General features: G+C 40.1%; 9 protein-coding genes. 4 read left to right on the top strand and 5 right to left on the bottom strand.

Features of this window, described 5'->3' with window-relative positions:
- Positions 1 to 159: 159 nt before the first annotated feature.
- The 3 genes from R2800_07175 to tsaE form a co-directional block, all read right to left on the bottom strand.
- Positions 160 to 2007: an amidophosphoribosyltransferase gene (locus R2800_07175; protein ID MEZ5016816.1), complete on the bottom strand. Its 1848-nt coding sequence runs from the start codon at positions 2005 to 2007 to the stop codon at positions 160 to 162.
- Between the two features lie 81 nt (positions 2008 to 2088).
- Positions 2089 to 2724, bottom strand: coding sequence for a LysE family transporter (locus tag R2800_07170; protein ID MEZ5016815.1), 636 nt, complete (start codon positions 2722 to 2724; stop codon positions 2089 to 2091).
- A 46-nt stretch (positions 2725 to 2770) separates the two neighbouring features.
- A complete protein-coding gene (gene tsaE, locus R2800_07165; GenBank protein ID MEZ5016814.1) occupies positions 2771 to 3271 on the bottom strand; it encodes a tRNA (adenosine(37)-N6)-threonylcarbamoyltransferase complex ATPase subunit type 1 TsaE in 501 nt (166 codons plus the stop codon).
- Between tsaE and R2800_07160 the strand changes: the two genes are divergently transcribed.
- The 3 genes from R2800_07160 to R2800_07150 are packed head-to-tail and all read left to right on the top strand — an operon-like array spanning position 3259 to position 8350.
- Positions 3259 to 5391: a cation-translocating P-type ATPase gene (locus tag R2800_07160; GenBank protein MEZ5016813.1), complete on the top strand. Its 2133-nt coding sequence runs from the start codon at positions 3259 to 3261 to the stop codon at positions 5389 to 5391. The two genes, tsaE and R2800_07160, sit on opposite strands and share 13 nt — an antisense overlap.
- 55 nt (positions 5392 to 5446) lie before the next feature.
- Positions 5447 to 6073, top strand: coding sequence for a hypothetical protein (locus R2800_07155; GenBank protein MEZ5016812.1), 627 nt, complete (start codon positions 5447 to 5449; stop codon positions 6071 to 6073).
- An 18-nt stretch (positions 6074 to 6091) separates the two neighbouring features.
- Entirely contained in the window at positions 6092 to 8350 is a 2259-nt protein-coding gene (locus tag R2800_07150; GenBank protein MEZ5016811.1) for a M12 family metallo-peptidase, read from the top strand.
- A gap of 49 nt (positions 8351 to 8399) precedes the next feature.
- Here the strand turns inward: R2800_07150 and uvrA are convergent, their stop codons facing one another.
- Both uvrA and R2800_07140 read right to left on the bottom strand, forming a co-directional pair.
- Positions 8400 to 11231, bottom strand: a complete 2832-nt coding sequence (gene uvrA, locus R2800_07145) for an excinuclease ABC subunit UvrA (GenBank protein ID MEZ5016810.1) — start codon at positions 11229 to 11231, stop codon at positions 8400 to 8402.
- A 91-nt stretch (positions 11232 to 11322) separates the two neighbouring features.
- Positions 11323 to 12285, bottom strand: coding sequence for a polyprenyl synthetase family protein (locus R2800_07140; GenBank protein MEZ5016809.1), 963 nt, complete (start codon positions 12283 to 12285; stop codon positions 11323 to 11325).
- Between the two features lie 223 nt (positions 12286 to 12508).
- On the opposite strand from R2800_07140, the gene R2800_07135 reads away from it, so the two are divergent.
- Positions 12509 to 14281 carry a hypothetical protein gene (locus R2800_07135; GenBank protein ID MEZ5016808.1) on the top strand — a complete coding sequence of 591 codons (1773 nt, stop codon included), beginning with the start codon at positions 12509 to 12511 and terminating at the stop codon, positions 14279 to 14281.
- Positions 14282 to 14368 lie beyond the last annotated feature (87 nt).

Raw genomic sequence — 14368 nt, 5'->3', positions numbered from 1 at the left:
CAATTCACTATCTACTCATAAGAGTAGACCTCTTTTTGATATTTGTAATGGATGAAACAGCTAAAGCATCAACGTCTTCCGCACAAGTTGTTTCAATGTAGTTCAATTCTGAATGGCCTACAAAGATAGGTAAAACAGAAGATGTGAGAAAATATAATATTAATATCCTCTTCCTTCTTTGCGTTCCATGAAGTTCATAAACGCTTTATTAGCTACTCTGTTACCACCTTTGGTAGGGTAGTTACCTGTAAAATACCAGTCTCCATGATTGTTAGGGCAGGCATCTTTAAGTCCACCTATTGATTGGTAAATGATGTCTACTTCGGCATTTACGTCCTCATGTCTTAGCATTTCAGCGATCTTTTTGCTGACCTCGCTAGGAGAGAATGGTTCGTACACCGCCTGTACAAAGTTTTGGCTGTCTAGTAAGCCTTTTTCAGCAGCATCTACACATGCTTGGTAGGTATCTTGTAGTATATGTTCTTTGCCTTGGTCTTTAAGTAGCTCTATAGCTGCTCTGAAGGCAATGAAATCACCCATCTTGCTCATGTCAATACCATAGCAATCAGGGTAACGTATTTGAGGGGCAGAAGAAACAACAATGATACGTTTTGGTTTCAAACGGTCAAGCATCTTAATGATACTTTCCTTTAATGTAGTGCCACGTACAATAGAGTCGTCGATAACAACAAGAGTGTCTACTCCGTTTCTTACAGTGCCATAGGTAATATCATAAACGTGCTGTACCATTTCATTACGAGCAGCATCTGCTGTAATGAATGTGCGCATCTTCACGTCCTTTATAGCTACCTTTTCTATACGTACTCTTCTGCCAATTAGTTCCAGCATTTCCTCATCGGTCATGTTTTTACCATTAGCACGAATACGGTCAAGCTTTATTTCGTTCAGATAATCTTCAAGGCCTTTTATCAGACCATAAAACGCAGTTTCTGCAGTATTAGGTATAAAAGATACTATCGTATTTTTAAGGTCGTAGTCTACAGCTTTTAATACACGTTTAGCTAGATTCCTACCTAAGTGCATACGCTCTTTGTAGATGTCTTTATCGCTACCACGGCTAAAGTAAATACGCTCGAAGCTACAAGCGGTCACTTCTCTTTCCGGTAATATTCTGGTATTGGTAAAAGTACCGTCAGCTTTAGTTATGATGGCATGACCTGGTTGCAATTCATGTACTTCTTCAATAGGTACATTAAATGCAGTCATTATTGCGGGGCGTTCTGAAGCGGCTACAACAATTTCGTCATCCTTATAGAAGTACGCCGGGCGTATACCATTAGGGTCACGCATTACAAAACCATCACCGTTTCCTACTAGTCCGCCGCATACATATCCTCCATCAAAGTGGGTAGTAGCTTGTTTAAGTATACCCTCAATATTTAAATTCTCTGGATTGGTCTCGTCGGCCAAGCAGAGGTAGTATTGTATTGTCTCGATCATAGCTCCTAGGTCACTATCTCTAACGGTAGTGGTAGGGTGGGAGTCTAGCATCTTAAATAGCTCGTCTGTATTAACAAGGTTGAAGTTACCTGCCATTATCAGGTTACGAGTAGGATTAATATCCGACTTGATAAATGGATGGCAAAACTCTACATTGTTTTGTCCTTGCGTACCGTAACGAAGATGGCCGATCAACGATTCGCCCATGAAACGCATATAGCCTTTTAGCAAACCTGGGTGGTTGCCAATTTCAGGATACATCTTCTCAAGGTCGCTGGTCTCTTTCTGTACCTCTTCAAAAAGTTTGCGAATAGCATTAGCACCACTAATACGTAAACGGTGCATGTTTTGGTGTCCTGCTTCCACGTTTAGCTTAACAGCTGCAATCCCCGCACCGTCTTGGCCGCGGTTATGCTGTTTCTCCATTAGGAGGTATAGTTTGTTAAGTCCGTAGAAAGATGTACCGTATTTACGGTGGTAATATGCTAGTGGCTTTAAAAGGCGGATGTAAGCTAATCCGCACTCGTGGCGTATCGCGTCTGACATGAGGCTGCAAAGATACTAAGCTTTATTAGTTTTCCGTACTTCTAAATAATTGTTTTTGCCAATGTGTGAATTACCAACACATTAACTAAAGTGTAAATTGAAGAAGGTGCTTAAAAATAGAGCGATACCGAAGGATAATATTATGGCTGCAGATGTTTTTTGCAGGTACATGATTCGCCTAATAGTGAGCTTTTTACGTATAGTGTCGGCTAAGAATACTTTTGCAAAATCGATACTAAGCACCAAAAGAAGACAAGAACCAAACATTACGGTTCTATACCAAGCAGAGGTGTTGGCAGTAGCTGTTACAGCACCTAGCCATATTATGATGACAGCGGGGTTAATGGTATTGATCAAAAAACCACTTGTCCAAATCTTTACATAATCTGCTTTGCTAATAGTAAGCACAGCAGCACTGGGGCGTACGGGTTTATATTTGCTCACTAAGCCCGCCAATCCTACAATAATAAGTACTACAGCACCGCCATAAGCTATCTCTTTGGCAAATTCGTGTAGTACTTCTAGCCATGATGCAGCTACGTTGGCAACAACTACATATAATATATCGCTAATGGAAACCCCAAGTATGAATGCAATACCTGCCTTATAGCTGTGGTTAAGACTATACCTAAGGACAGCAAAAAGAGTTGGGCCCACAGATATAGCCATAAACAGGCCAAGTGTTATTCCTTTTATGAGTGCATCAAGCAAATGCATGCTCTAAGGTAAAAAATATAGTGTGCTAAACTTAGCGTATTGAGTATTAATCTTTTACCCATACGTTCATCGTACGCTCATTATCGCCATTGTTTGCAATACTTACCCATAGATGTTTCTTGGGTAGCAGCTCAATGGCTTTTTCTGGCCATTCTACTATAGAGTAGCAGTCTGTACGAAGTATAGTGTCTTCTACACCGGCATCAATGGCTTCGTCTGCATCTTTTAGTCTATACCAGTCCATATGGTATATTTTTTTAGCAATACCGTTTTGTTGGAAGGTATATTCATTGATGAGCGAAAACGTAGGGCTGCTAACGGTATCTTCTACTTTTAGGTAATGACATAGTGCCGTAATGAATGTGGTTTTGCCGGCACCCATATCGCCACTAAAAGCAAATACTTGGTATTGATGTGCATATTGCCAGAACTGATGCACTGCATTTTCTATATTGGCTAAAGAATAGGAAATTTGTAATATCGGTTGTGCCGCCATGATGCAAATATAAGCGGTAGGCCATATAACTATATCATATGGATAAGACATATTCTACAGTTGTTGAAGGAATGACCTGCGGCAACTGTGCTATTACAATATCAAAGCTCTTGGAAAAAAAAGGAGCTTCAAATATATCTGCTAATGCAGCATCGGGAGAGGTGAGCTTTACCATCGTAGAAGAAGAGGAGGTGGATAATGTTTACAACGCTATCGACGATTTGGGCTATCGAGTTGTGCGGGACGATGATAATGCAATTGAAGGAACAGGTACCAATACAGGAAGGTCTGATAAGACATCACTGTATTTAATTATTTGTGCGATGCTTACTGTTCCATTGTTGCTGCACATGTTTGTTAACTGGCATTATTTGCACAACCCTTGGGTGCAGCTAGTATTATCTACGCCAGTATATATAATAGGTCTAATTGTTTTTGGTAAGAGTGCTTTTCGTTCATTAAAGCATGGTATACCTAATATGGATGTGCTGATAATTATTGGCGCTTCTGCTGCATATATCTATTCTCTTATCGGGCTGTTTTATTATACAGATGCTGTTAGGGATTATATGTTCTTTGAAACTACAGCCTCTATTATCACTTTGGTTATGGTTGGTAACTGGCTGGAACATAAAACTGTAAAAGCTACTACTACGGCTATAGATGCGCTAGTAAACTTACAACCACAGAAAGCTAAAATAGTGATGACTGACAGTATAGGTAAGGAGACCATGCTGGAGGTGGAGAGTAAGTATGTAAAGAAGGGGGATATGATATTAGTAAATACTGGTGATAGTATACCAGTAGACGGAGTCGTGATAAGTGGCGAAGCGGAAGTGGATGAGCATATGATAACAGGGGAGAGCCTGCCGATAAGAAAGAAGGAAACAGAAGAAGTGATAGGCGGAACAATGGTGATGGATGGTAATATAAAGATAGAAGCCACCACAGTTGGTAGCCAGTCAATATTGTCTAACATCATTAAACTAGTAAGAGAAGCTCAGGGTACTAAGCCACCATTGCAGAAACTTGCCGATAAGATAAGCGCCATTTTTGTGCCTGCAGTTTTAGGCATTGCTCTACTTACTTTTCTAGTTAGCTGGCTGGCATTTGATGTTAGCTTCGAAAGTGCTATGATGCGTAGCATAGCCGTGATGGTTATCTCTTGCCCGTGTGCTATGGGCTTGGCTACCCCTGCTGCAGTTGCCGTAGGTCTTGGTAGGGCGGCACGTAATGGTATGTTGGTGAAGGGGGGAGACACTCTAGAACGCTTAAAGCAAATCAAACAGGTCGTATTTGACAAAACAGGTACGCTAACTACGGGTAAGCTGGAGATATCTTCTTTTGATACAGTGATGGAAGCTGCAACGTTTAAGTCTATAGTAGCAGCTATAGAGTCTTATTCTTCTCATCCTATTGCTAAGTCTATATCAAAGCAATGGAGCAATACGGAGAATGTACAATTAGAAAAAGTTGATGAAGTGAAGGCTAAGGGAATGGAAGCAGTAGATGCCAATGGAGATAAATGGCAGTTGGGCTCGGAGCTTTGGTTGCATACTAGTGTAGAAAAGCTCACAGGGTATGATCTATACTTGTATAAGAATGGCTCTTATGCAGGCGCTATAAAAATAACGGACACCTTACGACCTGATGCTAAAGAAACGATTGATGAGCTGAAACGTATGGGGTACAAAACCATACTGCTTAGTGGCGATAAAAAAGAGAAATGTGAGCACTTGGCTAATGAACTAGGCATTGAAGAAGTGTATGCACAACAAACTCCTGAGCAAAAAAATAAAAAACTAGATGAGCTTTTAGAAGCAGCACCTACAGCTATGGTGGGCGATGGTATAAACGATGCTCCTGCATTGGCTAGGGCCACAGTAGGTATCTCTCTAAGTGAATCTACTCAAATAGCCATCCAGTCGGCAAATATCATATTATCTAATAACCAACTATCAACACTGCCTAAGGCTATACGTTTAGGTATTTATACCGACCAGACCATTAAGCAAAACCTTTTCTGGGCATTTATTTACAATATCGTGGCAATACCTGTAGCGGCTGCCGGCATGCTAAAGCCTACCTATGGGGCAGGTATCATGGCGTTGAGCGATGTGGTGCTTATTCTTAACTCTTTGAGGTTGGGTATCAGAAGCCTGAAGAAGTAGTACTGTTGTGACTCTCTTTTTCGTATTTTTATAGCTAAGTGTATATTTAGTGTTCATGAAGAAGATTTTTACAATAGCTATTGCTGGAGTAATACTGTCGGCGTGCAATGGGGCAGAAAAGCTAACCGATAATAATAAGACAAAGGCTACTAAGAAGAAGGTAGCTTGTGCCGATATGCCTGTTGGTGTAGGGAAAGAGCATTTGGACTGGGTCAAAGAAAAGCAATCTGTTTTGTACGACGATACGAAAGTGGTTGTCTTGCCCAAAGTTTACAAAGTGTATACTTTAAGTAAAGAGCAATTGAATGCTTTTTTTCTTGCGGTAAAAAATAATAAAACTACTCAGCCGTTAGAAACCGTAGTGCCGTTGCCTTATGGGTGTATCGTATTTCCTGTAGAACAGCGTAAAGATGTTAGTCCTAAAATGCTGAAAATGTACCCCAATACTATACTAGCAAAAGGGGAGAAAGATGGCTATGAGTTGAATCTGTCTTTTGATGGAACCAAGATGAGTGGGCAAATAAGATCGGCAACACAACAGTATGATATTATGCCCATGGAAGCTAATGGTAACTTCTATTATGTTGTGTATGAGAAAGCCCAAGAGATGGAAGCCAATAAAGAAGGTGTGTATAAGGAAACTCCTAAAATGAAGTCTCATAAAATACGATACGATCGTTAATAGATAATATAAACCAGAATGAAAAAACTAACCTTATTTCTTTTGCTTTTTACCGTAGGTACATATAGTGCTAATGCTATAGAGATGACTATGTGGCGCTCTGTGGCTAGTAATAATGTTCCCGCAAAAGGTGAAAGAGAACTCTATCCGCAAAAGTCTTTGGTCTATGCTTTAAGTGTAGACTATATGAAAACACAATTGACAACAGCTTCTTCTTTTGAAAACGCAGTAGTGCTACAAATTCCTAATCCTAAGGGTGGGATGATGAATTTTAAAGTTTGGGAAGAATCAATAATGGCTGAAGAGCTTGCTGAAAAATATCCTGAGATAAAAAACTATACAGCTGTAGCTGTTGACGATCCTAGAGTTACTGCCAAGATAAATATTACTGCTTTTGGCTTTGATGCAATGGTGTATACGGGTACTGGTAACGATTATGTTATTGACCCTTATACCAAATCAGACGATAGGTACTATCTCTGCTATTATAAAAGTGATTATGCCAAGCCTGCTGGTAAAGAGCATTTTTGTGCTAATAGCGATGCTAACGATGGCCCTGAAGATATAAGTAATGCAAGGTTTGACCTTTCTAATGGTGGTCTACCAAAAGTAGCTTTGAAAACTAATGGAGCCACCAAAAGAAAATATAGACTCGCACTTGCTTGTACAGGAGAATATGCCAATGCTGTAACGCCGGGTACGCCTACAAAACCTTTGGTGCTTAGTGCCATGAATACAACAATGGCTAGAGTGAATGGTGTATACCAAAGAGAGTTTGGCGTTACTATGGAGCTGGTGGCTAATAACGACCAATTAATATTCCTAAATAGTAATGATGGTTATACCAACTCGAGTGGTGTAACTATGCAAGCAGAGAATCAAACGAAGATCGATAATGTAATTGGTAAGATCAATTACGATATTGGACATGTATTCAGCACAGGTGGTGGTGGTATTGCCGATCTTCAAAGTGTTTGCGATTTTAATGCGAAAGCAAGAGGTGTAACAGGGCAAGCAAAACCAACAGGAGATCTTTTTGATATAGATTATGTTGCTCATGAAATGGGGCATCAATTTGGAGCAACACATACCTTTAACGCGGCAACGGGTGCTTGCGCAGGCAACGGTACAAATATTAGTGCTTATGAGCCGGGTGGAGGTTCTACGATAATGGCATATGCTGGTATCTGTAACGGTAATGATGTGGCCAACCAAAGTGATGATTATTTTCATGCAAAGAGCTTAGACCAAGTGTCTGACTTTATTACGAACATAGTTACAGGTGGTAGCTGCGCTACTACTAGTGCTGCTGGTAATACACCTCCTGTTGTAGCTTCTATAAAAAAGACTTATGATGTCCCATATTTAACTCCTTTTGAGCTAGAAGCTCCGTTGGCAACTGATGCAGATAACAATGGTATTACCTACTGTTGGGAAGAGTATGATCTAGGTGATTTTGGAAAAAGTTTTAGTGATACTAAACAGGATGGTCCTTTGTTCCGTTCGTTTAAACCAACAGCTAGTCGCTGGCGTGTATTTCCTGTCCTAGATTCTATATTGAATAATAACTTGAATTACTTAGGAGAAAAGCTACCTGAAGTAGGGCGTAAGTTAGAATTTAAACTCACCGTTAGAGATATGTTCAATGGTACAGGAACATTCAATCTTTCTGATGAAACAGTTCGTTTACATGTTACTACAACTTCAGGGCCTTTTTTAGTAACTGCTCCGAATCAGTCTTCAGACTATTGGCAGATAGGTAGTACGCAAACCGTTACTTGGGATGTGGCACAGACGACTACAGCTCCTGTTAACTGTAGTAATGTTACGATATTATTGTCTGTAGATGGAGGGTATACATATCCTTTTACATTGGCAGCTAATACCGCAAATGATGGTAGTGAAACCATTACTGTTCCAACAGGTACAAACACCAATACTGCTAGAGTAAAAGTTAAAGCAGATGGCAATGTGTTTTTTGATGTGAGTAATAGTAATTTCAAGATAAACAATTGGCCAGCTGATATTGCTTCTGTATCGTTTAGTAATCACATTACTGTATTTCCTGTGCCTGCTACTAAGCAGCTTAATATAGTTTCAGATACTAATTATTCTTATGATTATGGCTTGTTTAACGTTGTGGGACAAAGAGTAGCAGAGGGTGGCTTTAAAGACTTTGCAATAATCGATGTTTCATCGATGGCTTCAGGTGTTTATACATTAAGATTGCATAGCTCGGCGGGTGAGAAGATCAGCAGAAAAGTATTAGTACAATAACAAGGAAAATATGTGAAATAAATAAAGGGCAGTAATTACTGCCCTTTATTTATAATTCTAGTTTTAAGAATCTACCCGTATGGCTTTTACTTGCTTTAATAACATTTTCAGGTGTTCCTTTAGCTACTACACTTCCTCCTCCTTTGCCACCTTCTGGTCCCATATCAATAATATAGTCGGCAACTTTTACAACATCTAAGTTGTGTTCTATTACCAATACTGTATTCCCTTTGTCTACCAGTCTATTTAGTACATCAAGTAAGTGTTGGATGTCTTGAAAGTGCAAGCCAGTAGTAGGCTCGTCAAGTATATATATCGTTTGCCCTGTGTCTCTTTTAGAAAGCTCTGTTGCTAGTTTAACCCGTTGTGCTTCTCCTCCGCTAAGTGTTACAGCGCTTTGTCCTAGTGTTACATAGCCCAAGCCTACATCTTGTAGCGTCTTTATCTTTCTGTATAGGTAGTGGATATTCTCGAAAAAAGACACAGCTTCATCAACGGTCATGTTGAGTATGTCAGAAATAGATTTTCCTTTATACCTAATTTCTAATGTTTCTCTATTATATCTCTTGCCATTACATTTTTCGCAAGGCACATATACATCAGGTAAGAAGTTCATTTCTATAGTACGCATACCCCCTCCTTGACATTCTTCACACCTTCCGCTTTTTACATTGAAGGAAAAGCGCCCTGGATTATAACCTCTGATCTTTGCTTCGGGTACTTGTGCAAAAAGCTGTCTTATATCGGTAAAGAAACCACAATAGGTAGCAGGGTTGCTTCTAGGTGTTCTGCCTATAGGGCTTTGGTCTATTTCTATCACCTTGTCAATATGCTCCAGTCCTGTAACCTTCTTAAAAGGCATGGGTACTTTCTTGAACTTTGGATAACAATGCTTGGCTAGAGTAGGGTATAACGTTTCATTGATTAATGTACTCTTGCCGCTTCCTGAAACACCTGTTACACAAATAAATGTCCCTAAAGGGAAACTAACGTTCACATTTTGTAAGTTATTACCGCTTGCTCCTTTTAGCTCTAGTTTGTTGCCGTTACCTTTTCTTCTGTTTTTAGGAATCTCAATGGCTAACTCGTGGTTGAGGTAGCCAGCAGTTGTTGTGTTTGTTTTTAAAACTTCCTTAGGTGTTCCTGAACTTACTATCTGCCCGCCATGTACACCTGCTGCCGGACCAATATCTATTAAATGGTCTGCAGCGAGCATGATGTCTTTGTCGTGCTCTACAACGAGTACCGAATTACCTCCGTCTCTAAGATTTTGTAATGCGGTTATTAGTCTTTGATTGTCTCTTTGGTGCAGTCCAATACTTGGCTCGTCAAGTATATAGGTGATGCCTGTTAGTTGCGAGCCTATTTGTGTGGCTAGTCTTATTCTTTGCGATTCACCTCCACTTAGTGTACGTGTAGGTCGGTCGAGGTTGAGGTAGTGTAAGCCTACGTCCAATAAGAAACTTAAACGGTCTCTTATTTCTTTAAGGATGTCTTTGGCTATTGTGTTTTGCTTTTTGTTTAGTTTTTGTTCAACGTTTGCAAACCAGTCGGATAGTTCTTGTAAAGAAAGTGCCGATAGTTCAGCAATATTTTTGTCGGCTACTTTAAACCATCTACTTTCTTTTTTTAGTCTGGCTCCTTCACATTCAGGGCAGGTGTCTAGTTGCATGAACTTCTCCGCCCAATCTCTTATAGCCTCTGAGGTAGTCTCGTTAAACCAGCGTAATACCATGTTGATGATACCCTCGTAGCTGTGCTCTGTAATGGCTTCTTCGTAGTTGCCGGCTTCTGCGGCTTCCTCATAAGTAATTACCCCTTCCTCATTACCATAGAGCAGAATATTTTTCTGTTTTTCAGATAAGCTCTTTAAAGGTTTGTTTAGGGGTATTTTGTTTTTCTTGGCGAGTATGGTTGCTTGCTTAAAGGTCCAAGCATCACGCTCTTCTCCTAGTGGTGCTATAGCTCCGTCTTTTATGCTTAAGTTCTCATCGGGCAGCACCTCTTCCATATTTACCAAATAGACACTACCCAAACCTTTACATTTAGGGCAAGCACCGTACGGAGAGTTGAAAGAGAACGTGTTGGGTGATGGCTCTTCATAGGAGATGCCAGTATCGGCACACATTAATTGACGGCTATATTGTTTAATGTCCTCTTGTTCCATATCCAAAACAAAGAGTAGCTCTTTACCTAGTTGTAGTGCTTTTTGTATGCTTTGGCTTAGTCTTGCCGTAGCATCGTTCTGAACAATTAGTCTATCAATCACCAGCTCTATATCGTGGATCTTATACCTATCCACTTGCATGCGTTCTTTTAGTTCTTTTATCTCTCCATCTATTCTTACACGTAAGTATCCTTGTTTGCGAAATTGTTCGAATAGCTCACGGTAGTGTCCCTTTCTTCCTCTTACTATAGGAGCCAGTAATACTATTTTCTTGTCTTTAAAATGCTCTTGCACATGGGCTACTATCTCTTCCTCGCTAAAGCGTGTCATTTTTTTACCCGTGTTGTAAGAGTAAGCTTCACCCGCACGAGCAAATAAGAGACGCATAAAGTCATATACTTCAGTTACAGTACCGACAGTGGAACGAGGATTGCGATTCGTAGTTTTTTGTTCAATAGAAATTACAGGAGAAAGGCCCGACACTTTATCTACATCAGGGCGGTCAAGATCGCCCATGAATTGACGAGCATATGCCGCAAAGCTTTCCATGTATCTTCTTTGCCCCTCTGCAAAAATGGTATCGAATGCTAAAGATGATTTTCCGGAACCGCTAATGCCTGTAATGACCACCAGCTTGTTCTTAGGAATGGAGACGTCTATGTTTTTTAAATTGTGTACTCGAGCTCCAAGCACCTCAATATTGTTCTGACTCACAAATAGTCCTTTTGTATAGTATGGAAATAATCAAGAGATGCAATTTAAGGAATCCTATCAGGAAAAAAGGAAGTGAGTAATGATCCTGATATTAGTATTTCCTATCAATGACGTAGTCTACTAGTTCTTTCATGGCATCTTTAGCCTCAGAAGGGGGAAATTTATCAAGCATGCTTAATGCCTTGTTCTGGTAGTCCTTCATTTTTTGAACAGAGTATTCAATACCGCCCGACTGTTGTACGATGTCTATCACCTCGTTTACCTTCTTTTTGTCGGTATTGTTGTTCTTAACTATGTAAATGATCTTTCGTTTGGTCTCTTTATCTACATTTTGCAATGTGTAGATAAGGGGTAGGGTCATTTTCTTCTCTTTAATGTCTATCCCTGTAGGTTTGCCAATATTATCTTTTCCGTAATCAAATAGGTCGTCCTTTATCTGAAAGGCAATGCCTACATTCTCCCCAAATTGGCGAAAATGCTCTGTTAGTTCCTTGTCCTCGGTAGCAGAGAATGCGCCTGCAGAGCAAGCGGCAGATAGTAAGGAGGCTGTTTTTGCCTTTATGATGTCAAAGTAAATGTCTTCTTTAATGTCTAGTTTTCTAGCCTTTTCTATTTGTAATAACTCCCCCTCGCTCATTTCCTTAACAGCTCTAGAGGTGATTTTCAAGATATCATAATCTTCATGTTCTAGAGAGAGCAGGAGCCCTTTTGATAATAAGAAATCGCCTACAAGGACGGCTATTTTACTCTCCCATAAGGCATTGATAGAAAAGAAGTTACGCCTTATCATGGCATTGTCTACCACATCGTCATGAACTAGAGTAGCGGTGTGTAATAACTCTATAAGAGAAGCTGCCCTGTAAGTATCTTCTTTTATGCTACCGGCAATTTTAGCAGAGAGAAAGACAAACATTGGTCTCATTTGTTTTCCCTTTCGTTTTATTATAAAGCGTAAAACCCTGTTTAGTAATGGATTAGATACCCAGACGTTCTCCGCAAATTTCTTTTCGAATAATTTAAGTTCTTCTCCTATTACCTTTTTAACAAGTTTCATGAAATATTGTAGACTAATGCGAAAAAGTATGCAAAACGTTGTAGCTTTGCGTCAGATTATTTTTGGAGTTAAAAGTAATCTAATGGCATGAATATTGCATTAGCTGTGGGAAAAAACAATTAAACAATTATGTTTTGTTCTTTGTTTTTTTGATTGCTCTGATATATCTTTGTCATTGTATTTGAAAAATTTAACCAAAATTCTTTAAATAAACAAATCTGTTATGGTCAACAAAAAGTACCTATTACTAGCTGGTTTATGCTCTGTTATGGCAGCACAGCCAGTTTTCGCACAAGAGGCGGCACAGTGGTCAGGTCGTGATATGACTTATCGCGGTCAAAGCTACGATGTGCTTGATTCTAATTATGTGCCACGTTCTCGAATGGATCAACACCGTAAATTCTTGAACCATCAATATGCTTTCCCAGCAAAACCACGTAACATGTGGGAGATTGGTGTAGGCGGTGGTCTATATAATGTTTCTGGTGACGTTCCTTCGCTAATGTTATGGCAAAAAGGTGGATACGGTCTACATGCACACATCCGTAAGGCATGGGGTTATGTATTCTCTTCTCGTTTACAATATAACTACGGTATAGCTAAAGGCTTACAGTGGCAAGAAGATATCAACTACAGATTTAACAAGGCTTGGACTAACAATGGTTACACTCCACAGTGGGCTCTAGCGCCTAACTTTGGTGGTACTAACAGCCAAGGTGGTGTTGGTGGTACTCAAGTTCCTACGCCAGATCCAATTATGCACAACTATCGTATGGAGTCTCACCAATTGAACTTCGATATGATGGCGTCATTAACTAATATCAAATTCCACAAAGCGCAAACAGGTCTTTCTCTGTATGCATTTGTAGGTGTTGGTGCTCTAGCGTTCAATACTCGTGTTGACGCATTAGATGCTAACTATCAAAGATATGATTTCCGTTCTAACGCTTTAACTGGTGGTGGTCCTGGTGTTCTTCCTCAAATTCATGAGAATAAGAAGCAGATCCGTGACCTACTTCAAGCAGGTTTAGACGGTACTTACGAGACTGATGCTGAAAACGAGCGTGATGGTCGTCGTCCTGAGATATTCAACAACAAAACTTTGGTATTTGCTCCAAGTTTCGGTGGTGGTGCTCAGTTCCGCGTTAGCAAACGTTTCAACATCTCTATTGAAGATCGTATAACAATGCCAAGTGAAGATCTATTAGATGGTCAACGTTGGGCTTCAGGTCAAAATACTGGTTCTCCAGTACTTTCTAGAAGCAACGATATCATTAACTATCTTAGCTTAGGTCTTAACTTCAACTTGGGTAACAAAACTAAGAGTGTTGAGCCTCTATACTGGTTAAATCCACTAGATCACGCTTACAACGAGCTTAGCTACCCACGTCATATGCAACTTCCTGATCCAATTCTACCTGATTCTGACGGTGACGGTATTACTGATCAATTCGACAAATGTCCTGGTACTCCTGCAGGTGTTGCAGTTGACAGCCATGGTTGTCCTCTTGATACTGATGGTGACGGTGTTCCTGACGATCGTGATAAGCAATTAATCACTCCTACTGAGTGTCAACCAGTTGATGCTGATGGTGTTGGTAAATGCCCTTGCCCAGAAGATTGCGGTACAATGGCTCCTCCATGTGGTACTATCGGTGCTGGTAGCATCTCATTCTCTGGTAGCTCTTCTCGTTTGAGTCAAGCTTCTAAGGGTATGCTAGCTGTTCTTGCAGCTCAAATGCAAGCTAACCCAACTTGTAAAGTAGTTATTACAGGTTCTGGTAACAGCAGTAAAGTACAACAACAACGTTCTTGGGATCGTGTTAACTCTATCATAGAGTACATGAGCGAAACTCACGGTGTAGACCGTAACCGTTTCATCTTCCAATATGGTCAAGCAGGAGATCCTAACTCTGTTATGTATCGTTCGGCTATGCCAGGTGAAGAAGGACCAGCTAACGTTGCTCCTCCATTCCCGAACTTAAGAAGAAACTAATATAAGTTCTCTTATAGATAATATTAAGCCCCGCATTTAGCGGGGCTTTTTCATGCCATGTACTTTTGTATTGCATTCATAAGTTTA

Origin of the sequence: Flavipsychrobacter sp., from assembly GCA_041392855.1 — a bacterium.
GTDB lineage: Bacteria > Bacteroidota > Bacteroidia > Chitinophagales > Chitinophagaceae > UBA5543.
This window is presented reverse-complemented; position numbering and strand designations above follow the sequence as displayed.

What these genes read in the sequence shown, in the direction of transcription:
- R2800_07175 (MEZ5016816.1), bottom strand. Translation starts at nt 2,007, where the DNA reads ATGTCAGACGCGATACGCCACGAGTGCGGATTAGCTTACATCCGCCTT.
- R2800_07170 (MEZ5016815.1), bottom strand. Translation starts at nt 2,724, where the DNA reads ATGCATTTGCTTGATGCACTCATAAAAGGAATAACACTTGGCCTGTTT.
- R2800_07160 (MEZ5016813.1), top strand. Translation starts at nt 3,259, where the DNA reads ATGGATAAGACATATTCTACAGTTGTTGAAGGAATGACCTGCGGCAAC.
- tsaE (MEZ5016814.1), bottom strand. Translation starts at nt 3,271, where the DNA reads ATGTCTTATCCATATGATATAGTTATATGGCCTACCGCTTATATTTGC.
- R2800_07155 (MEZ5016812.1), top strand. Translation starts at nt 5,447, where the DNA reads ATGAAGAAGATTTTTACAATAGCTATTGCTGGAGTAATACTGTCGGCG.
- R2800_07150 (MEZ5016811.1), top strand. Translation starts at nt 6,092, where the DNA reads ATGAAAAAACTAACCTTATTTCTTTTGCTTTTTACCGTAGGTACATAT.
- R2800_07140 (MEZ5016809.1), bottom strand. Translation starts at nt 12,285, where the DNA reads ATGAAACTTGTTAAAAAGGTAATAGGAGAAGAACTTAAATTATTCGAA.
- R2800_07135 (MEZ5016808.1), top strand. Translation starts at nt 12,509, where the DNA reads ATGGTCAACAAAAAGTACCTATTACTAGCTGGTTTATGCTCTGTTATG.